Origin of the sequence: Mesorhizobium sp. B2-8-9, assembly GCF_006439475.1 — a bacterium.
GTDB lineage: Bacteria > Pseudomonadota > Alphaproteobacteria > Rhizobiales > Rhizobiaceae > Mesorhizobium.
In genome coordinates this window covers 1-19,255 of record NZ_VFTQ01000014.1, presented here as the reverse complement: position 1 = coordinate 19,255, position 19,255 = coordinate 1, and the positions used below count along the sequence as shown (strand labels likewise).

The 19,255-nt window shown below is 64.1% G+C and carries 21 protein-coding genes; 12 read left to right on the top strand and 9 right to left on the bottom strand.

The window, feature by feature from the left end; translation table 11 throughout:
• Positions 1–2: 2 nt before the first annotated feature.
• A complete protein-coding gene (gene trpB / locus FJ423_RS17660; RefSeq protein ID WP_140843497.1) occupies positions 3–1,253 on the bottom strand; it encodes a tryptophan synthase subunit beta in 1,251 nt (416 codons plus the stop codon).
• Positions 1,254–1,279: 26 nt separating this feature from the next.
• Entirely contained in the window at positions 1,280–1,939 is a 660-nt protein-coding gene (locus tag FJ423_RS17655; protein ID WP_140843700.1) for a phosphoribosylanthranilate isomerase, read from the bottom strand.
• A gap of 104 nt (positions 1,940–2,043) precedes the next feature.
• Here FJ423_RS17655 and FJ423_RS17650 point away from each other — a divergent pair, with 104 nt between their 5' ends.
• On the top strand, positions 2,044–2,265 hold the full coding sequence (locus tag FJ423_RS17650) for a hypothetical protein (RefSeq protein ID WP_246680191.1): 222 nt from the start codon (positions 2,044–2,046) through the stop codon (positions 2,263–2,265).
• A gap of 325 nt (positions 2,266–2,590) precedes the next feature.
• On the opposite strand, the gene FJ423_RS17645 is transcribed toward FJ423_RS17650, so the two are convergent.
• The 4 genes from FJ423_RS17645 to FJ423_RS17630 form a co-directional block, all read right to left on the bottom strand.
• Positions 2,591–3,349 carry a M48 family metallopeptidase gene (locus tag FJ423_RS17645; protein WP_140843495.1) on the bottom strand — a complete coding sequence of 253 codons (759 nt, stop codon included), beginning with the start codon at positions 3,347–3,349 and terminating at the stop codon, positions 2,591–2,593.
• A 120-nt stretch (positions 3,350–3,469) separates the two neighbouring features.
• Positions 3,470–3,949 carry a DUF2852 domain-containing protein gene (locus tag FJ423_RS17640; protein ID WP_140843493.1) on the bottom strand — a complete coding sequence of 160 codons (480 nt, stop codon included), beginning with the start codon at positions 3,947–3,949 and terminating at the stop codon, positions 3,470–3,472.
• A 116-nt stretch (positions 3,950–4,065) separates the two neighbouring features.
• Positions 4,066–5,208 (bottom strand): benzoate/H(+) symporter BenE family transporter, encoded by a 1,143-nt coding sequence (locus FJ423_RS17635; protein ID WP_140843491.1) that lies wholly within the window; start codon positions 5,206–5,208, stop codon positions 4,066–4,068.
• Complete coding sequence (locus FJ423_RS17630) at positions 5,208–5,981, bottom strand: alpha/beta hydrolase (protein ID WP_140843489.1); 774 nt, start codon at positions 5,979–5,981, stop codon at positions 5,208–5,210. The genes FJ423_RS17635 and FJ423_RS17630 overlap by 1 nt, the downstream gene beginning before the upstream one ends.
• Positions 5,982–6,194: 213 nt before the next feature.
• On the opposite strand from FJ423_RS17630, the gene infC reads away from it, so the two are divergent.
• From infC to FJ423_RS17585, 9 genes are all read left to right on the top strand, one after another.
• Positions 6,195–6,731, top strand: a complete 537-nt coding sequence (gene infC, locus FJ423_RS17625; protein WP_095767981.1) for a translation initiation factor IF-3 — start codon at positions 6,195–6,197, stop codon at positions 6,729–6,731.
• Positions 6,732–6,958: 227 nt separating this feature from the next.
• Positions 6,959–7,606 carry an isoprenylcysteine carboxylmethyltransferase family protein gene (locus FJ423_RS17620; protein ID WP_140843487.1) on the top strand — a complete coding sequence of 216 codons (648 nt, stop codon included), beginning with the start codon at positions 6,959–6,961 and terminating at the stop codon, positions 7,604–7,606.
• A 177-nt stretch (positions 7,607–7,783) separates the two neighbouring features.
• Positions 7,784–8,437 carry a hypothetical protein gene (locus FJ423_RS17615; protein WP_140843485.1) on the top strand — a complete coding sequence of 218 codons (654 nt, stop codon included), beginning with the start codon at positions 7,784–7,786 and terminating at the stop codon, positions 8,435–8,437.
• A gap of 201 nt (positions 8,438–8,638) precedes the next feature.
• Positions 8,639–8,842 (top strand): 50S ribosomal protein L35, encoded by a 204-nt coding sequence (gene rpmI, locus FJ423_RS17610; protein ID WP_027166935.1) that lies wholly within the window; start codon positions 8,639–8,641, stop codon positions 8,840–8,842.
• Positions 8,843–8,935: 93 nt separating this feature from the next.
• A complete protein-coding gene (gene rplT / locus FJ423_RS17605; protein ID WP_140843483.1) occupies positions 8,936–9,337 on the top strand; it encodes a 50S ribosomal protein L20 in 402 nt (133 codons plus the stop codon).
• 144 nt (positions 9,338–9,481) lie between these two features.
• Positions 9,482–10,579, top strand: a complete 1,098-nt coding sequence (gene pheS / locus FJ423_RS17600) for a phenylalanine--tRNA ligase subunit alpha (protein WP_140843481.1) — start codon at positions 9,482–9,484, stop codon at positions 10,577–10,579.
• A complete protein-coding gene (locus FJ423_RS17595; RefSeq protein WP_140843479.1) occupies positions 10,576–11,013 on the top strand; it encodes a GFA family protein in 438 nt (145 codons plus the stop codon). Before pheS ends, FJ423_RS17595 begins: the two co-directional genes overlap by 4 nt.
• A complete protein-coding gene (pheT, locus tag FJ423_RS17590; RefSeq protein ID WP_140843477.1) occupies positions 11,010–13,418 on the top strand; it encodes a phenylalanine--tRNA ligase subunit beta in 2,409 nt (802 codons plus the stop codon). Before FJ423_RS17595 ends, pheT begins: the two co-directional genes overlap by 4 nt.
• A gap of 39 nt (positions 13,419–13,457) precedes the next feature.
• Positions 13,458–14,060: a nucleotidyltransferase family protein gene (locus tag FJ423_RS17585; protein WP_140843475.1), complete on the top strand. Its 603-nt coding sequence runs from the start codon at positions 13,458–13,460 to the stop codon at positions 14,058–14,060.
• Between the two features lie 31 nt (positions 14,061–14,091).
• Here FJ423_RS17585 and FJ423_RS17580 read toward each other — a convergent pair whose 3' ends face one another.
• Positions 14,092–15,087, bottom strand: a complete 996-nt coding sequence (locus tag FJ423_RS17580; protein WP_140843473.1) for an aldo/keto reductase — start codon at positions 15,085–15,087, stop codon at positions 14,092–14,094.
• A 96-nt stretch (positions 15,088–15,183) separates the two neighbouring features.
• Here FJ423_RS17580 and FJ423_RS17575 point away from each other — a divergent pair, with 96 nt between their 5' ends.
• Complete coding sequence (locus FJ423_RS17575; protein WP_140843470.1) at positions 15,184–16,074, top strand: LysR family transcriptional regulator; 891 nt, start codon at positions 15,184–15,186, stop codon at positions 16,072–16,074.
• A 427-nt stretch (positions 16,075–16,501) separates the two neighbouring features.
• On the opposite strand, the gene FJ423_RS17570 is transcribed toward FJ423_RS17575, so the two are convergent.
• Entirely contained in the window at positions 16,502–17,323 is an 822-nt protein-coding gene (locus FJ423_RS17570; RefSeq protein WP_140843468.1) for an aspartate/glutamate racemase family protein, read from the bottom strand.
• Between the two features lie 41 nt (positions 17,324–17,364).
• The gene (locus FJ423_RS17565) at positions 17,365–18,606 is read right to left on the bottom strand and encodes a D-amino acid dehydrogenase (RefSeq protein WP_140843466.1); all 1,242 of its coding nucleotides are present in this window, start codon (positions 18,604–18,606) and stop codon (positions 17,365–17,367) included.
• Between the two features lie 252 nt (positions 18,607–18,858).
• On the opposite strand from FJ423_RS17565, the gene FJ423_RS17560 reads away from it, so the two are divergent.
• Entirely contained in the window at positions 18,859–19,146 is a 288-nt protein-coding gene (locus FJ423_RS17560) for a GIY-YIG nuclease family protein (protein WP_140843464.1), read from the top strand.
• Positions 19,147–19,255 lie beyond the last annotated feature (109 nt).

The window sequence follows — 19,255 nt, the reverse complement described above, 5'->3', positions numbered from 1 at the left end:
TGTCAGATCTCCATGCCCAGCATGTTGGCCACCGTGTGCACGTCCTTGTCGCCGCGGCCGGACAGATTGACGATGACGAGCTGATCCTTGTCCATCTTCGGCACGATCTTCATCGCATGGGCGATGGCATGCGCCGATTCCAGCGCCGGGATGATGCCTTCGACGCGGGTGGTGAGCTGGAAGGCTTCCAGCGCCTCTTCGTCGAGGATCGGCTCATACTGGACGCGGCCCGAATCGCGCAACCAGGAATGCTCGGGGCCGACGCCCGGATAGTCGAGGCCGGCCGAGATCGAATGGCCGTCGAGGATCTGGCCGTCCGAGTTCTGCAACAGATAGGTGCGGTTGCCGTGCAGCACGCCGGGCTTGCCGGCATTCATCGAGGCGCAATGCTCGACGCCGTCGAGGCCGCGCCCGCCAGCCTCGATGCCGATGATGCGGACGTCCTTGTCGTCGAGGAAGGGATGGAACAGGCCAATGGCGTTGGAGCCGCCGCCGACGGCGGCGATGATGACATCAGGCAGCCGGCCTTCCTGCTCCAGAATCTGGGCGCGGGCTTCCGTGCCGATCACCGACTGGAAGTCGCGCACCAGTTCCGGATAGGGGTGCGGGCCGGCGGCGGTGCCGATCAGGTAATAGGTGTCCTCGACATTGGTGACCCAGTCGCGCAGGGCCTCGTTCATGGCGTCCTTCAGCGTGCCGTGACCGGCGGTGACCGGCCGCACCTCGGCGCCGAGCAGCTTCATGCGGAAGACATTCGGGCTCTGGCGGGCGACATCGGTGGCGCCCATGTAGACGACGCAAGGATAGCCGAAGCGCGCCGCGACGGTAGCCGAGGCGACGCCATGCTGGCCGGCGCCGGTCTCGGCGATGATGCGCTTCTTGCCCATGCGCTTGGCGAGCAGGATCTGGCCGAGGCAATTGTTGATCTTGTGCGAGCCGGTGTGGTTGAGGTCCTCGCGCTTGAAATAGACTTTTGCGCCGCCTCCGAGGCCCTTGGCCGAGGAAACCTCACGAAGATGCTTTGTGAGGCCCTCGGCGAAATACAACTTCGACGGCCGCCCGGCATAGTGGGTGGACAGGTTCTGCAGCTCGGCCTTGAACTCGGGATCGGTCTTGGCCTTGTCCCACTGCTCTTCCAGATCGAGGATCAGCGGCATCAGCGTCTCGGCGACGAAGCGGCCGCCGAAAATGCCGAACATGCCCTGTTCGTCGGGTCCGGTGCGGAAGGAATTGGGCATTGCCGGCTTGTTCATCGCCGATCTCCTGATGTGAATTGTATTCAGGCGGCGCGGTCGTCGCGCGCGGCCCTGACGGCCCGGAAAAACTGCTCGATCAGCGCCGGATCCTTGACGCCCGGAGCGCTTTCCACACCGGACGAAACGTCTATTCCGGGCGGGTCGGCCTGTCTCAGGGCATCGCCGATATTGGCGGCGTTGAGCCCTCCGGAAAGCATGTAATCGAGTCCGGCGTCAAGGCCGGCAAGGATGCGCCAGTCGAAGGAAACGCCGTTGCCGCCCGGCAGTTGCGAGCCCTTCGGCGGCTTGGAATCCAGAAGGAAGCGATCGGCGATGCCGATGAAGGGTTTTATGCGATCGATATCCGCCGCCTCGCTGATGGGCAGCGCCTTCATCACCGGCAGGCCGTAACGCCCCTTGATCTCGGCCACGCGCTCGGGCGTTTCCGAACCATGCAATTGCAGCATGTCGGGCTGCATTTTCGCGACGATCTCGTCGAGAAAGCCATCATCGGCGTCGACGCTGACGGCTGCCGCCAGGGCCTTGCCGCGCGCCGCCTGACGCAAACGGCCGGCCTCGGCGGGCTCGACATAACGCGGGCTCTTGGCGAAGAAAATAAAGCCGACATGGCTGGCGCCACCGGCAAGCGCGGCGGCCATCGCGGCGTCGGTCTTCAATCCGCAGATCTTGATGTCGAGCGTCATGGCGCGGGCTTGGCACGAAACGGGAAAAGAGTCGAGAAAAAGCATGCTGTTGCCGGTCCGGCGGAAAACACTACCTTCATATAGGAACCACAGGCGGGAGCAGAATGATCATGGCCGACCGGACCGTCGCCGAACTGAAGCAGAAGATCGCGCAGGCGCGCGAGGTGATCGCGCATCTGATGGACAAGGCCGCCTTCAACGGCGCCGAGGCGCATCGGGCTCTGGATTATTTCGGAAGCGATACGTTCGACCGGGATTTTTTGCCGTGGCCGCATACCGAGGAAGGACTGCGGCCGGAAGAGCTGAGCGCGGCGAATGATGATTGATGGGCGGTAGTAGGGCGCCACCTCTCCTTCGTCATCCTAGGGCGGAGCGACGCGAAGCGGCGCGCAGACCCTAGGATCCATGCCGTTACGTCGGCCCAAGAGTGCAGCGATAGAGAATAAAACGCCTTTCCGGGACGCCTCCCGCCAAAGGCAAAGCAATTTCTGAACCGCTACGGCGTTCGCACGTCACGGCATGGATCCTAGGGTCTGCGCGCGTCGCTTCGCTCCTTGCTTCGCCCTAGGATGACGAAGCTGAGATGGCTCGGCTAATCTCCAGCGTTTGCACTAGCAGTGACGGCGTTCTCTGCATTGCCATCCGCTGGAGCTACTCAAACACAATCGCCTGCAGCGCCCCGCCGTTGCGCTTCAGCCAGTCCTTGCAGCGGTCGGTATCCGGGCAGAGTTTTTCGCACAACTTCCAGAATTTCGGGCCGTGGTTCATCTCCTTGAGATGCGCCACCTCATGCGCCACCAGATAGTTTATCACCGCCGGCGGCGCCATCATGATGCGCCACGAGAAGGAGAGATTGCCCTCCGAGGTGCATGACCCCCAGCGGCTGGAGGTATCCTTGTACCTTATCGCCTTGGCGCGCTTGCCGATCGTTTCGGTGTGCTTGACCACCAGCTTCTCGATCTCCTTCTTGGCCTCGCGCTTGAGATAGTCGGCGATGCGGCGCGGCAAATGGATGCGCTCGCCATGGATGATCAGGAGCGGGCCGCGATCGTCGCGCGCGACGGTGACGGTGCCGCGCCTCGAAGGCTCGTGCACGATGCGGTGAGGCACGCCGCGGATCGGGATCCGGATGCCCGGGCGCACCTGCGGCCTCGTCGGCACCTTGGCCAGCCGCTGCTCCAGCCAGTCCTGATGGCGGTCGAGGAATTTCTCCACCTCGCCGCGGCGCAGGCCGGGCGGCACGGTGACGCGCAGGCCCTGGCCGCCGGAATCGATGCGCAGCGTAAGCCGCCGAGCCCTGGCGCTCTCAACGATCTTGAGCGGCAGCGTGCGGCCGGCGACGCAATGCTCGCGCTCGACGACAGGCGTGGGCTTTGGCTTGGTCAGGTTGCGAAGGAAGCCGAGGGTCATGGCTGGACGATACGCGATTCGAAAAAAACGGCCAGTGGAGGGAAGCTACATAGAGAACAAAAAAGAAACGGCGCCGCTAAACGCGACGCCGCATATCATACCGAGACGTGTCGCCGGATCTCAGTCGTCGAGCAGGTTGGTACCTTTGCCGCCCTTCGGACCCGCCTTGTCGCTCGAGCCGGTCGAACTCGGCGCGGTCGACTTGTTGCGGTTGGCCATGAAGCGATCGAACTCTTCCTGGTCCTTGGCGCGGCGCAGTTCGCGGGCGTACTCGTCGAACTCGGAGAGCATCTCGTCGAGCTTGCGGCGCTCCTCGGCGAGGCGCTCCAGCTCCTTCTCGCGCCAATCGTCGAAGGCGACGTTGCCGGTGCGGGCCGAGCCGTGGCCCCAGCGGGCCGCCTTCTCGGAGCGACGACGGCAACCGGCGAAGATGCCGTCCGTGGCGCGGTTGACGTCGCGCTTGAAGCCTTCCAACCGATCGCCCCAGATGATGTAGGCGAGCATGGCGAAGCCGAGCGGCCAGAACACCATGAAGCCGATGACCATCAGCGCGATGGTGGCAGGCGTCCAGGCCGGACGGATCAATGCACTTGTGTTCATTTTCTCCCAATCCTTCCATTGGAGACAGCCAAACCGGCTGCGTGGAATCGAAATGGGAAGGCGAAATCGGCGATTCAAGACAAACCCGCCCAAAACCGGCGAAGCGCCTGAAATGATTATCGCTTTTTGAGCTTCTCGAGGAAAAGCACCGCCATTCCGGCGACCAGCCCCCAAAATGCCGCGCCCACGCCGAAGAGCGTGAGTCCCGAAGCCGTCGCGGCGAAGGTGACGGTGGCCGGCATGCGTTCGGCCTCCTCCTTCAGCGCGATCGACAGCGCGTTGGCCAAGGGCGCCGTCAAGGCGAGCCCCGCGACCAGCACGATCAGGCTTTGCGGCAGGACGGCGAAGATCGCCACCAGCGAGGCGCCGAAGATCGCGAAGATGAGATAGGCGAGCGCGTAGAACGGCCCGGTCTTCCAGCGTTCGGCCGGGTCGGGATGGACATCGGGGCCGGTGCAGATTGCGGCCGAGATCGCCGCGAGATTGGTGGTCGCGGCGCCGAACGGCGCCGAGAGCAGCGAAAACAGGCCGGTGACGCCGATCAGCGGACCGGGCTCCGGATGGTAGCCCGCTGCGCGCAGCACCGCGAGACCGGAAAGGTTCTGCGAGGCCATGGTGACCAGATAGAGTGGCAAGGCGAGGCCGATGATCGCCGACGCGGTGAATTGCGGCGCAATCAATGTCAATGTCGACAGTTCCGGCGCCGGCAGGCTGCCGACGCGGCCGGTGAGGAAAGCGGCGAGGCCGCCGCCGATCAGCACCACCAGCACCGACAGAGCCGGATTGAACAGACGGATGACGAAGAAGGCGGCGATCAGCGGCAGGATCAGCCAAGGGTCGGCCGGAATAGCCTTCACCGCATTGACGGCGAAGCCGACCAGAATGCCGGCCAGCATGCCGGACGCGACCGAGGCCGGGATTTTCGCGATTAGCCTAGTCAACGGCTTGAACAGGCCGGTGGCGACCAGAAGGACGCCGGTGACCATGAAGGCGCCGACGGCCTGCGGCATCGTAAATCCGCTGGAGGCCGCGATCAGCGCCAAGCCGGGCGTCGACCAAGCGGTGATGACCGGCATCTTGGTGCGCCAGGACAACCACAGACACTCAACGACCATGGCCAGGCATATCGCCGTCACGCCGCTGGCGGTCTCGATCTGGGTGGCGCCGACCGCCTTGGCGGCGGCAATGACCAGGGCCAGAGTGCCGCCGAAGCCGACGATCGCCGCGACGAACGCGGATATCGGGATGGAGATGCGCATTATTCGGCCGCCCGCTTGACCATGTCGCCGACGGCCCGCTTGAGCATGTCGAGATCCTCGGGGCGGGACAGGCGATGATCGCCGTCCGGGATCAGCGACAGCGTCACATCGTCGGCGGGCAGCATGGATGCGAGCTTCAAGGCATGGCCGGACGGCACGTCCGGATCGGCCAGGCCCTGCAGGATGTGCACCGGGCAATGAGTGTCGATCGGCCCGGTCATCACCCGATTGGCGCGGCCGTCCTCGATCAGCGCGCGCGTGTAGATATAGGGCTCGTCCGAATAATCGGACGGCTCGGCGAAGAAGCCTTTTTCCCTCAGATCCTGCCGCTGCGCGTCGGTCAGCACCGGCTCGATCAGCTCGACGGTGAAATCAGGCGCCGGGGCGAGCAGCACCAGGCCGGCAACCCTCGTGTCGCCCGCCTTGCGCAGTTCCTGCGCCATGCGCAACGCGATCCACGCCCCCATCGAGGAGCCGACCAATACCTGCTTGCCCTTGCTGAACCGGCGAAAGACGGCGAGGCTCTCGGCCAACCACTTCGAGATCGTGCCGTTGGCGAATTCGCCGCCCGACTCGCCATGGCCGGAATAGTCGTGGCGCAGACAGGCGTGGCCTTCGCTCGCAGCCCAGGCGGCAAGCGTCTGCGCCTTCGTGCCCTGCATGTCGGACTTGTAGCCGCCGAGCCAGACCACGCCGGGCGCCGCGCCCGGCATCCGCCTGACGGCGACGCCCGACCCGTCCACATCGATGAAAACCGGAGCGCTGGCGGCCATGAGCTTGTCCTTCCCGCCGGTCTTTTGGCACAGGCAGTGGTTCAACGAAAAGTGCTCGCGGCGTTTCTTTGCTTGGTGCAGACAATTACCAGGCAGCAGGTGATTTTGCGGCGCGGCTATGCTATTGACTCACGCCCCGCGCTTCCCACATAGGCGCGTCCACCTACTTTTGTCTAAAGAACCCAGAACGAAACGGCCGAGGAGACCACGACCATTCGCAGACCTTTCAAAGCAGCGGCACCCACCAAGGACGGGCCGCGCTCCAACCGAGACATCCGGGTGCCCCGGGTCCAGCTTATCGACGCCGACGGCCAGAACCGAGGCGATGTTTCCATCAACGACGCGCTGCTGCTGGCCGAAGAGGCCGGGCTCGATCTCGTCGAGATTTCGCCCAATGCGGTGCCGCCCGTCGTCAAGATCCTCGATCTCGGCAAGCTGAAATACGCCAACCAGAAGAAGGCGGCCGAAGCGCGCAAGAACCAGAAGGTCATCGAGATCAAGGAGATCAAGATGCGCCCGAACATCGACAGCCATGACTACGAGACCAAGATGAAGGCCGTGCGGCGCTTCTTCGAGGAAGGCGACAAGGTCAAGCTGACGCTGCGCTTCCGCGGCCGCGAGATGGCGCATATGGAACTTGGCATGCAGCTTCTGAACAAGGTGCGCGAGGAAGTTGCGACGATCGCCAAGGTCGAGGCGGAGCCGAAGCTCGAAGGCCGCCAGATGATGATGGTTCTGGCGCCGCGCTGACCAGGGATGGCGCGGCCGCCAAAGCGTCGCGCCCATCACGGTTTCGAGAGTTGCCGGGCTCTTTGTATCCCGCTCTAAAATCCGCCCGAATTGCCGGGCACGGCGTCCCGACGATCGGCGGGGCGCCTGTTTTCAACCCGATCGCCAGCCACCTCGACGATCCCTTCGCGATCGCGAGCAATCGACGATCGGCTTTTGCCGATCGCGAATCGACGATCGGATGGGTCATGGTCGATGAAGTGAAGGTCTCAGCCGACAACCAGACTGAGGGGTTGGGCGGCTACCAGCACATGCGCCGGATCGTGCTGGCGGTGCTGATCGTGGTGCTGTTCTGCGCGCTTCTGTTCGGCCAGTCTTCCTTTCCGCCGGACACGTCCGTGCACGAGTCGATCGAGATGTTCGGCGTGCTTTTGATCTTTCTCGGCATTGTCGGGCGGCTGTGGTCGACGCTTTATATCGGCGGGCGCAAATCGGCCGAGGTGGTCACCGGCGGTCCCTATTCGATCACCCGCAACCCGCTCTATTTGTTTTCGACCCTGGCTGCCGCCGGGGTCGGGGCGCAGATCGGCTCGTTCAGCGGCATCATCCTGTTCTCGCTGCTCTGCGCCGGCGCCTTCCACATCGTCATCCTGCGCGAGGAGCGTTACCTGAAGGAACTGCTCGGCGCGCCCTACCAGGCCTATCTGGCCAAAGTGCCGCGGTTCTTCCCGAACCTTGCGCTCTACCAGGAAGGCGATACCGGCAGCTTCAGGCCGCGCCTGCTCTTGAACACGCTGCTCGACGGCCTGGTGTTCCTGGTGGCGCTGCCCGCCTTTGAGCTGATCGACGGCATGCAGCAGTCGGGCATGCTGCCGGTGTGGTTCACGCTACCTTAGGGTGCTGACAGCCCAAGCACCCTCGAAACCTCGGCTCGCGAAAGCAGACAAATTAATAGTCTGGCTACGGGGGCAGTGTAGGGATAATCGCTGCTAACAAAGGCGGCGAGGCGTGTAGTGACGAGCGCGGGGCTTGGCATTTCGGCATATAGGGATGTCTTTCGACTTGCGCGGCCCTTGCTGCGGGGCATCATCCTTATCTTCGCACTGTCACTAGTCTCGTGCGGCTTCTTTGCCGACGTCTGGGAATGGAACCAGAAGTTGACGGTCGAGGTATTCGTGGACGGTAAGGTCGTTTCCGGGTCGGCGGTGACGCACGTCTGGTGGCAGGAGGCCAACGCGTTTGACGTCTATCCATCGGGCTACAAAGGCGAAGCGACGGTCGTCGACCTCGGACCGAAAGGCAAGCTCTTCGCGTTGATCGGTGAAGAGACCAAATACATTGCTCAATACGCACTCCATGCGGAATTGGGCTACAGTCGCGCTGACTACGAAGGGCTGTTGCCAGCGATCGTGCGGTTTCGCGGCACGAGGGACGTGCCGCATGACCGTTATCCGCTCCTTGTCACCTTCACCGATCCAAACGATCCGAAGACTGTGCGCAAAGTCGATCCGGACTATCTTGCAGGAGCCTTTGGTTCCGGCGTTTCGTTGAAACGCATCACGCTAGAAATTACCGATGACAAAATAACGGAAAACGTTGGCGATCAGCTGCTCTCATGGTGGTCGCTTTACGAGAATCGCCAACTCGATGGGGAGAGATACACAATGAGCAACCGTGTATCTCGGTTTGCAAACTCCCTAAATCGCTTGAATTTTAAAAAGGGGTAACGCGCACTGCGGCCAAAGCGCGTCGCATGGCTTGGGGTGTGTCGGGTGTTGCGCTCGCTCCATCTTTGATCTATAGGACCGCCGTTCCAAGAAAACCGCCCGGCAGGGCATGCCGTGGCGGTTTCATTTGCTTTTCGGGCTTTGGTCGGCCCGAAGCGAGACAAGAAGCGCGATGGTGCGCCACCAATACGGAGTAGCAAAATGCCCAAGATGAAGACCAAATCGGCCGCCAAGAAGCGGTTCAAGATTACTGCCACCGGCAAGGTGCTGTCGGCTGCCGCCGGCAAGCGCCACGGCATGATCAAGCGTTCCAACAAGTTCATTCGCGATGCCCGCGGCACGATGGTTCTGGCTGAACCGGACGGCAAGAAGGTCATCAAGAATTTTCTGCCGAACGGCCTCTAATCCCTCGGCTTGGAACCACTTTTGTTTTTACGCAATTCCGAACGGAAAACCGCTGAACACTTTTCCTGGAATTGCTTTTAAGGAGATCATGACATGGCACGCGTAAAGAGAGGCGTTACCGCCCACGCCAAGCACAAGAAGATTTTGAAGGCCGCCAAGGGTTTCTACGGCCGCCGCAAGAACACCATACGCATCGCCAAGCAAGCGGTGGAGAAGTCGCTGCAATACGCCTACCGCGACCGCAAAAACCGCAAGCGCTCGTTCCGCGCGCTGTGGATCCAGCGCATCAACGCCGCGACCCACGAGCATGGCCTGACCTATGGCCGTTTCATCGACGGCCTCAACAAGGCCGGCATCGAAATCGATCGCAAGGTCCTTTCGGACATGGCCATCCACGAGCCGCAGGCTTTCGCCGCGCTGGTCGCCAAGGCCAAGGTCGCGCTCGAATATCTGAAGAACACCACGCCGAATGCTTTTGAGAGCGCTGTCGCCTAAGCCAGCGCTTCCCAAGCATACGCAATTCTGATTTGGGGAACCCGCGCTGGCACGGCTGGCGCGGGTTTTTCTATGCCTGATGTAACCAAAATGGCGACGACGAAACCAAAATGGTGACAGTCGCCCGACCGAGAGAGCTTCGCCGTGAACGCCACTGCTGGAAATCTTGAAGCCCTGGAAGGCTCGTTGCTCGCCGAAATCGCGGCGGCGGCGGACGAGGCCGCGATCGAGGCGGTGCGCGTCTCGGCGCTGGGCAAGAAGGGTTCCGTCTCCGAAATGCTGAAGACGCTGGGCGCAATGAGCGCCGAGGAACGCCAGGTGAAGGGGCCGGCGATCAACGGCCTGAAGAACCGCGTCACCGAAGCGCTCACCCAGCGCAAGGCGGAACTGAAGGATGTGGCGATCGCGGCCCGGCTCGCGGCTGAGAAGGTCGACGTCACGCTCCCCGTTCGCCAATCGCCGGCCGAGCGCGGCCGCATTCATCCGATCAGCCAGGTGATCGACGAGATCGCGGCGATCTTCGGCGATCTCGGCTTCGCCATCGCCGAAGGCCCCGATATCGAGACCGACTATTACAATTTCACCGCGCTGAATTTTCCCGAGGGACATCCGGCGCGCGAGATGCACGACACCTTCTTCTTCCAGCCGGACGAGAAGGGTGAGCGCAAGCTGTTGCGCACCCACACCTCGCCCGTGCAGATCCGCACCATGGAGAAGCAGAAGCCGCCGATCCGCATCGTCATCCCCGGCAAGACCTACCGGCAGGATTCCGACGCCACGCACTCGCCGATGTTCCATCAGGTCGAGGGGTTGGTGGTCGACAAATCAGCCAACGTCGCCAACATGAAGTGGGTGCTGGAGGAGTTCTGCAAGGCCTTCTTCGAGGTGCCGTCGGTCAAGATGCGCTTCCGTCCGTCCTTCTTCCCGTTCACCGAGCCCAGTCTCGAGGTCGATATCCAGTGCGATCGCTCGCGTCCGGGTGAAGTGCGCTTCGGCGAAGGCTCCGACTGGATGGAGATACTGGGCTGCGGCATGGTGCATCCCAACGTGCTGCGCGCCGGCGGGCTCGATCCCGACGAATATCAGGGCTTTGCCTGGGGCATGGGCATCGACCGCATCGCGATGCTGAAATACGGCATGCCGGACCTGCGCGCCTTCTTCGACGCCGACGTGCGCTGGCTCGCGCATTACGGCTTCCGGCCGCTCGACCTGCCGACGCTGTTCGGGGGGCTGTCGACATGACCGCACCCCACACCGGGGGCTGTCGCTGCGGCGCGGTGCGGTTCGAGGCCTCGGCCGAGCCGCATCACATCAGCTATTGCCATTGCGGCGATTGCCGGCGCGCCAGCGGCGCGCCGGTGTCGGCCTTTGTCGGCTTCATGGCCGATCAGGTCGCGCTCAACGGCAAATCGCTGAAAAGCTATCGCAACGGCCCGGTGGAGCGCACGTTCTGCGGCAGCTGCGGCTCGCCGATCGCCTATACCGACCAGCGGCTCGACAACCAGATCTATTTCATGCTCGGCGCCATGGACATGCCGGCCTATTTCAGGCCGACAGTGCATGCGCATGTGCGCGAGCAACTGCCCTTCCTGCACATGCCCGACGCGCTGCCGCGCGAGCTGAAGACCAGCGTGCCCAGACCTGATGGGCAAGGACCGAACGGAACAGAAGCATGAAATTCACCCTCTCCTGGCTCAAGGACCATCTCGAGACCGACGCCTCGCTTGCCGAGATCGTCGAGCGGCTGACCGCGATCGGCCTCGAGGTCGAACATGTCGACGACAAGGCCGGCCTGAAACCCTTCGTCATCGCCAAAGTGCTGACGGCGGTGCAGCATCCGGACGCCGACCGGCTGCGCGTGCTGACAGTCGACACCGGCGATGGCAAGCCGCCGGTGCAGGTGGTCTGCGGCGCGCCCAACGCCCGCGCCGGCATGATCGGCGCTTTCGCCGCGCCCGGCACCTATGTTCCCGGCATCGACGTGACGCTCTCGGTCGGCAAGATCCGCGGCGTCGAGAGCCATGGCATGATGTGCTCGGAGCGTGAGCTGGAAATCTCCGACGAGCACAACGGCATCATCGATTTGCCTGAGGATGCGCCGGTCGGCACCAGCTTCGCCGCCTACGCGCATCTCGACGATCCGGTCATCGAGATCAACCTGACGCCGAACCGGCCGGACGCGACCAGCGTCTACGGTATCGCGCGCGACCTCGCGGCGAGCGGGCTTGGCCGGCTCACCGGCGGCGGGATCATGCCGCATGCCGGCGAAGGCCTGTGCCCGGTCAAGGTGAAGATCGAGGCGCCGGAACTCTGCCCCGGCTTCGCGCTGGCGCTGGTGGAGGGCGTCAAGAACGGCCCGTCGCCGAAATGGCTGCAGCAGCGGCTGATCGCCATCGGGCTCAGGCCGATCAGCGCGCTTGTCGACATCACCAACTATGTCACCTTCGACCGCGGGCGGCCTCTGCATGTCTTCGATGCCGGCAAGGTCGCCGGCAATCTCGTGGTGCGCCGCGCCAAGGACGGCGAGAAGGTGCTGGCGCTGGACGGCCGCGAATACACGCTGACGCCGGAGATGTGCGTGATCGCCGACGACAATGGCGTGGAATCGATCGCCGGGATCATGGGCGGCGAGCGTTCGGGCTGCGACGAGAACACCACCGATGTGCTGATCGAATCGGCGCTCTGGGATCCGATCGCCACGGCCCGCACCGGCCGCGCGCTCGGCATCATCACCGACGCGCGCTACCGCTTCGAGCGCGGCGTCGATCCCGAATTCATGGTGCCGGGCGTCGAGCTGGCGATCAAGCTGGTGCTCGATTTCTGCGGCGGCACGCCTTCTGAAATCGAGGTTGCCGGCTATGCCGGCCACAAGCCGAAAATCGTCTCCTTCCCGCTGTCGGAAGTGAAGCGGCTGACCGGCATAGAGGTGCCTAGGGAAGAAGCCCTTGGCATCCTGACCCGGCTCGGCTTCGAGCCGAAAGGATTGAGCGACGTCGTCAAGGTGGAGGTGCCGTCCTGGCGGCCGGATGTCGACGGCAAGGCCGACCTGGTCGAGGAGGTGATGCGCATACATGGCGTCGACAACATCTTGGCCCAGCCGCTTACCTCGCATGACGCGGTCAACGGCAAGATCCTGACCACGCTGCAGGTGCGCACCCGCGCCGCCAAGCGCGCGCTCGCCGTGCGCGGCATGATGGAGGCCGTCACCTGGTCGTTCATTCCCGCCAGACATGCAGAGCTGTTCGGCGGCGGCCAGACGGCGCTCAAGCTCGCCAACCCGATCGCCGCGGATATGTCCGACATGCGGCCGTCGCTGCTGCCGGGGCTGATCGCGGCCGCGCAGCGCAATGCCGACAAGGGCATCGGCGATGTGGCGCTGTTCGAGGTTTCGGGCACCTATGAAGGCGATGGCGCCGACCAGCAGCGGCGCGTCGCCGCCGGCGTGCGGCGCGGCACCGCCAAGCTCGACGGCTCGGGCCGCAGCTGGTCCGGCAATGCCGGGCCGGTGGGCGTGTTCGACGCCAAGGCGGACGCGATCGCGGCGCTCGAGGCCTGCGGCGCGCCGGTCGACCGGCTGCAGATCGAGCACGGCGGCCCGGCTTGGTATCATCCGGGACGCTCCGGCACGATCAAGCTCGGGCCAAAGACGGTGCTCGGCACTTTCGGCGAGTTCCATCCGAGGACGCTGGACGGCCTGGACGCGTCAGGTCCGATCTGCGGCTTCGAGGTTTTCGTCGACGCCGTACCGGAGCCGAAGGCCAAGCCGACGCGCACCAAGCCGAAGCTGGAGCTGTCGCCGTTCCAGGCGGTGAAGCGCGACTTCGCCTTCGTCGTCGACAAGACGGTCGAGGCCGGCACGCTGGTGCGGGCAGCTTTGGCGGCCGACAAGAAGCTGGTCACCGGCGTTTCGGTGTTCGACGTCTTCGAAGGCGCTTCGCTGGGGGCGGCCAAGAAGTCGATCGCCATCGAGGTGTCGATCCAGCCTGTTGAAAAGACGTTGACCGACGAGGATTTCGAGGCGCTCGCAAGACGCATCGTCGAGAACGTCAACAAGCAGACGGGCGGCGTGCTGAGGGCGTAAGGCATTGCGCAGAGATGGCGAATCGCTCTCCAAAGGGCGATGCACCATCTCCGCTATTCCGGCCTCCCCTTCGAGGAACAGCGCGCGGCCTTCCTGGCCATCATCGCGGCCGATCCGCTGCTGGATGAAACGCTGGCGCGTGTGCGCGAGCTTGCGCTTCCCGACTGGCTGGTGGTTTCCGGCGCGCTCTACAACAGCGTCTGGAACCACCTGACCGGCAAGCCGCCGGGCTACGGCATCAAGGATGTCGACCTGTTCTATTTCGACGACGCCGACTTGTCCTACGAGGCCGAGGATGCGGTGATCCGCCGGGCGGCAGAGCATTTCGCGGGGATGGCGCTGCCGGTCGAGGTGCGCAACCAGGCGCGGGTGCATTTGTGGTATCCGGTGAAGTTCGGGCAGGAGTGCCCGCGTTATGCGAGCGCCAGCGAGTCGGTGAGCTATTTCGCGTCGAAGACGCATGCGGTCGGGGTGCGGTACGACGCCGACGGAGCTTTGGAGCTGGTGGCACCGTTCGGGCTCGACGATCTTTTTTCGTTTCGCATCACGCCGAACCGGGTGCTGGACAACCAGCGGACGCACGAGGCGAAGGGGAGAAGGGCGCAGGAGTATTGGCCGGAGATCGAGGTGGTGCCGTGGTAGGGGGGCGCCGAAGCGCCCCTTCCATTGTCGCTCACCCGTTCACCAGCGCCAGCAGTTCCTCCGTATAGCGCTTGCCGACTACCTTGTCGGGCGACAGCGCATCACCGATCGCCGCGACCTCGGCCGCGCTCAGCCCGATATTCGCCGCCGCCGTGTTCTGCTCAAGGTGGCGTATCTTCCTTGCGCCGGGGATCGGGACGATGAAATCGCCCTGGTGCAGCACCCAGGCGAGCGCCAGCTGCGCCGCTGTCACGCCCTTCTGCGCCGCCATCTTCTCCAGCACTGCGATGACCGCGTTGTTGGCTTCCATCGCCTCGGCCTGGAAGCGCGGCAGAGTGAGGCGCCAGTCGCCGGCGCCGAGCGCGTCCGGCTTGGCGATCGCGCCGGTGAGCAGGCCGCGGCCGAGCGGGCTGTAGGGGACGAAGCCGATGCCGAGCTCGCGGCAGACGTCGAACACCTCATCCTCGGGATCGCGGCTCCACAGCGAATATTCGCTCTGCACCGCGGCGATCGGGTGCACGGCATGCGCCCGGCGCAGCGTCGCGCCGCTCACCTCCGACAGGCCCAGCGCCCGGACCTTGCCTTCGCGCACCAATTCCGCCATGGCGCCGACCGTGTCCTCGATCGGCACGTTCGGATCGACGCGGTGCTGGTAATAGAGGTCGATCACGTCGGTGTTCAGCCGCTTCAACGAAGCCTCGGCCACTGCCTTGACGTGCTCGGGGCGGCTGTCGACTCCGACCATGCGGTCGGTGCCCTCGCCATGTTCGGAAATCTTGAAGCCGAATTTGGTGGCGATCGTCACCTTGTCGCGTACCGGCTTCAGCGCCTTGCCGAGCAGGATCTCGTTCTCGTATGGACCATAGACTTCGGCCGTATCGAAGAAGGTCACGCCGATCTCGACGGCGCGGCGCAGCGTGGCGATCGCTTCCGCCTCCGGCTGGCCGCCATAGCCGAAGCTCATGCCCATGCAGCCGAGGCCGACGGAGAAGACTTCGAGTTCAGTTCCAAGTTTGCGGGTTTTCATGGCGCGTCTCCTTGTTGCGATGGGGGAGAGATAGCGCCTCGCACCGCGTTCGATAATTCTTTCTCTTTTGTACGGGTTGCTCTATAAAATAGAACGATGAATCGGACGAACCTCTCGCAACTCGCCGTGCTGGCCGCGGTCGCCCAATGCGCCAGCTTCCGCGGCGCCGCCCGCGAGCTCGGCATCGCGCCGTCGGCGGTCAGCCATGCGGTGTCGAGCCTGGAAGCACGGCTTGGCGTGCGGCTGCTTGCGCGCAGCACGCGCAGCGTCGCGCCGACCGAGGAAGGCGCGCAGCTTCTGGAACGGCTGCGGCCGGCCCTGTCCGAGATCGATCTCGCGCTGGAAACGGCGGTCGAGGCGCGCGACCGGCCGGCCGGCAATCTCAGGCTCAGCGTGCCGCGCACCGCCGCGCATCTGGTGCTGACGCCACGGCTCGGCGCCTTTGCCACCGCCTATCCCGACATCGTGCTGGAGATCGTCATCGAGGATCGCTTCACCGATGTCGTCGAGGGCGGCTTCGACGCCGGCGTCAGGCTCGGCGAAAGCCTGCAGCGCGACATGATCGCGGTGCGGATCGGGCCCGACATCCGCGGCGCGGTGGTCGCAGCGCCCTCTTATTTCGCTTCCATGCCGAAGCCAGGTCATCCGCGCGATCTCGCAGGCCATCGCTGCATCCGCTTCCGTTTTTCCAGCGGCATTCTCTATCGCTGGGAGTTCGAGAAGGACGGCGAGGAAATCGAGATCGCGGTGGAAGGACCGCTGATCCTCGACGAGGACCATCTGATCGCCCAGGCGGCAGTCGACGGCGCCGGGCTTGCCTTCGTCTTCGAGGATTATGTCAAGGCGCCGCTCGCCGATGGCAGGCTGATCCGCGTGCTGGAGGACTGGTGCCCGTCCTTCGACGGCTTCTTCGTCTATTATCCGAGCCGCCGGCAAATGCGCCCGGCGCTCAGGGCGTTCGTGGATTTCTTCAAGGTGAGCGGATAGCACCCCCAAGTGGGCAGGGTAAATCGCATATGGCAGCGCCAGCCCCCCACTCCGGCCGCTACGCGTTCACCTCTCACCCATGTTCATGGCGGAGAGGAAAGCCAGGCTTTTCGAGGCCGCAATCTCGGCGGTTGGCGTTTCCTCCCTCCAGAATGTGGCTACGCTATGCACACATCTTCTGTGACTGGCGCGACTGCAGGCCGAGGCTTGATTGCCAGGTGGTTCCCCCAATCCGTCGCTGCTTCGCAGCGCCACCTTTCCCCCCTCCGGAGGGAAAGGAAGGGAGCCTTGCCGGACGGGCGTTGACGGCAAAAGGCTTGGCGCCTTTCCTCTACCCCGTCGATCGGGGGAGAGGTGGCTCGGCGAAGCCGAGACGGAGTGGGGGTCGACCAGCGCTACATTGGACAATGCATGCGCCAAGCACCAATCAAACAGCCGGTAGCGCAAACAACCGGCCGCCGGCGGGCACGACGTCATCGATGCCGGCAAGCCGCAGGCAGTGCCAGGCCATTGCGTGGTTGGAGGAGGTGACGGGAATGCCGATGCGCCGCTCCAGCTCGGCGACCGCTTCCGCCACGCGCAGGCTGGTGCAGGAGATGAAGATCGCTTCCACCCCCGGCACGGTGGCCATCGTCTCGGCCGCCGCCTCGATCGAGGCAAGCGAGATGCGAGCCGCCTCGCGGTCGTCGCGCCGGTCGAAAGTGGCGACGGCTGATATGTCGAGGCCGCGGCCGGTGAAATAGCGGACCAGGCCCTGGTTGATCTCGGGTGCATAAGGGGTCAGCAGGCCGATGCCCCTGGCGCCGAGCGCCTTGAAGGCGGCCAAAGCGCCAGTGACCGGGGTGGTGCAGGCGACGCCCGGCCGCGCCTTGCGGATCTCGGCGAAGACGGCTTCCTCGCCGAGCGTCATGGTGGCCGAGGTGCAGCCGAAGCCTACGACGTCGAGCGGGATGCTGGGCAGGATTAGATCGACGGTCGGCGCGATGCGCGGGCCGATGGCGCGCAAAGTGTCGGGCGTGATGTCGTTGTCGTTGAACAGGCGCGCCTCGTAGAAGGCGACGCCCGGAATGCGGATCAGCGCGCGGAACTCATGCTCCAGCGTCTGGTCGGTGGCGAGGATCGCCAAGCCGATCGCCGCGCGCGAGGCGAGGCCGCCGTCGATCTCCGACGGAAGGACGCCCAGATCGACTGGCTTGGGGTCGACCGGCCCTGGCGATTGCGGGCGGGTAGCGGCCGCGCTGACAGACATGGCATTCCTTTTCCTGCTCGATCCCCTCCGGGATCATGCTCTCAGTTCAAAATTCCGTCCATCGAGATCGCCGGCTTGCGGCCGGCGATCAGGTCGGCGGTAATGCGGGCCGAGCCATGCGACATGGTCCAGCCGATATGGCCGTGCCCGGTATTGAGATAGAGGTTGCTGAGGCGGCGCCGGCCGAATTCGGGCAGGTTGTTGGGCGTCATCGGCCGCAGGCCCGCCCACATCTCGGCGCGGTCGTAGTCGGCGCCTTCGGGATAGAGTTCCTCGGTCACCCCTTTCATGAAGGCGAAATCGGCCGGTTTGTGACTGGTGTCGTAACCGGCGAACTCGGCCGTAGCGGTGACGCGCAGCCGGTCGCCGAAGCGCGATACGGCGACCAGATTGTGCTCGTCGATGGCGGCGATGGTGGGCGGCGCCGGACGGTTGCCGATCGGAATGGTCAGCGAATAGCCCTTGATCGGATAGATCGGCAGGCTGATGCCGACGGTGCTCGCGACCAGCGGGCTGTAGGAGCCGAGCGCCAGCACATAGGCATCGCCCTTGACGCTTCCCTTGTCGGTCAGCACCCGGGCGACATCATCGCCGGACGTCTCGATGCCGGTGATGGTCGTGCCGGTGCGGATCTCACCGCCGCGCGCGACCACTTTTGCCGCCAGCGCGCGGGTGAACTTCGCCGGATCGCCGGTCTCGTCGGTCGGGCAATGGATGCCGCCGGCGATTTTTTCCTTGGCGGAAGCCAGCGCCGGATCGAGGGCGACGATGGCGTCGCGGTCGAGCACCTTGATCAGCTGGCCGTCGGATTCCAGCAGCTTCATATGCTCGACGCCTTTGTCGAGCGCCTGCTGGCTGCGATAAAAATAGAGGATGCCGCGATCGTTGCGGTCATAGTCTATCGCCTCGTCGGCGACGACCTCGTGCAGGACGGATTGCGAATAGACCGCCAGCCGATGCTTGAGCAGCGTGTTGCGCCTGGCCTTCCCGGCCGTGCATTCCATCAGGAACAGCCATGACCAGCTGTAGAGCCGAGGATCGGCCGAAAGCTTGAAGCGCAGCGCCTGGTCCTTCAGCACCAGCGATTTCAAGAGGATCATCGGCGCCTTGGGCGATGACCAGACGAAGGAATGCCCCGGCGCGACCATGCCGGCATTGCCCCAGCTGGTCTCGGCGGCGACCTGAGGCTGGCGCTCGAGGATGACGACCTCGTGCCCGTCCTTCTGCAGCTGATAGGCCGTGGTGACACCGACCACGCCGCCACCCAACACGACCACGCGCATGGCGCCTCCGGAGATCGCAAGTCGGCTCACTGTAAGGTGTAGGCTGCAGCCTGCAATGGCACACATGGAGAGATGTCGGCGGGACAGCGCGTCTCTCGTGGGCAGGACGATCGCAAATGGCGCTTCGTCATTCTAGGGCGGAGCAAGGAGCGAAGCGACGCGCGCAGACCCTAGAATCCATGCCATGACATTGGCCATAGAATGCAACGGTCCAGAATAGCGGCTGGCAATGGCGCCAGATAAGATCGCCACATGACAGGTTACGTCTACATGACCGCAAGCCAGAAGGGCGGCACGATCTATATCGGCGTCACCAATGACCTTGCTCGCCGGATGCCTGAGCATAAGTCCGGCCAAGGCTCCGGCTTTACCAGCCGCTACGGCGTGCAGCGTCTGGTCTGGTACGAAGAATATTTCGACATCACCGATGCCATCCAGCGTGAGACGTCACTGAAACGCTGGCCTCGCCGATGGAAGGTCGAGCTGATAGAGAATGCCAACCCGGAATGGTTCGAGCTCTTCCGCGGGATTGGCTGGTGAACCGTTCTGCACCGTGGCGGCGCTCAGGCGTCACGGCATGGCAACTGTGTTCACGCGAATGCGGTTTTGTCGCGAATGATAGCGTTGAGGACGACCAGGAGCTTCCTTG